The organism is Mycobacterium sp. 852002-53434_SCH5985345, assembly GCF_001667155.1.
GTDB lineage: Bacteria > Actinomycetota > Actinomycetes > Mycobacteriales > Mycobacteriaceae > Mycobacterium.
This window is the reverse complement of sequence record NZ_LZIE01000016.1, coordinates 1-876: the sequence shown is the minus strand read 5'-3', so window position 1 is coordinate 876 and position 876 is coordinate 1. Positions and strand designations below refer to the sequence as shown.

Genomic DNA, 876 nt, shown 5'->3' with positions numbered 1-876 from the left:
CCGGATCGGGTTCCTGGTGGCCGATGCCGCGCCGGTGGCGGTGCTCACCACCGCCGAGCTGGCCGGGCGGTTGGCCGGTCGTGGGGTGGCGGTGATCGATGTTAATGATCGGCTCCTTGACACCTTGCCCGACACCGCCTTGCCCGAGCCGGATGCCGAGGGGCTGGCGTATGTGATCTACACCTCGGGCACCACGGGTGTGCCCAAAGGTGTTGGGGTGACGCATCATAACGTGACGCAGTTGATCGGCTCGCTGGATGCCGGGTTGCCGGCGCCGGGGGTGTGGTCGCATGCGCATTCGTTGGCGTTCGACGTGTCGGTGTGGGAGATTTTTGCGCCGCTTTTGCGTGGTGGACGGGTGGTGGTGGTCGACGACGACACCGCGCGTTCACCGGAGGATTTGCACGCGGTGTTGGTCGCCGAGGGTGTGACGGTCTTGACGCAGACGCCGTCGGCGGTGGCGATGCTGGATCCCGCTGGCCTGGATTCGGTGGCGTTGGTGATGGCCGGGGAGGCCTGCCCGCCCGAGGTGGTGCATCGCTGGGCGCCGGGGCGGGTGATGGTCAACGCCTATGGGCCGACCGAGACCACGATGTGTGTGGCGATCAGCGCCCCACTGCAGCCCGGGTCGGGGGTGCCCCCGATCGGGTCCCCGGTGCCCGGGGCGGGGTTGTTTGTGCTGGATGGATGGTTGCGGCCGGCGCCGGTCGGGGTGGTCGGGGAGTTGTATGTGGCCGGGGCTGGGGTGGGCGTCGGCTATCTGGGTCGTGCCGGGCTGACCGGGGCGCGGTTTGTGGCGTGTCCGTTCGGCGGGCCCGGGCAGCGGATGTATCGGACCGGGGACCTGGCGTGCTGGGGTACTGACGGTCAGCTGCG

Annotated in this window: 1 protein-coding gene; it reads left to right on the top strand. The window is 69.5% G+C overall.

What is annotated here, in order from left to right:
- Positions 1 to 876: AMP-binding protein (locus A5756_RS02575; RefSeq protein WP_156659165.1), on the top strand; the 876-nt coding region annotated here is incomplete at both ends.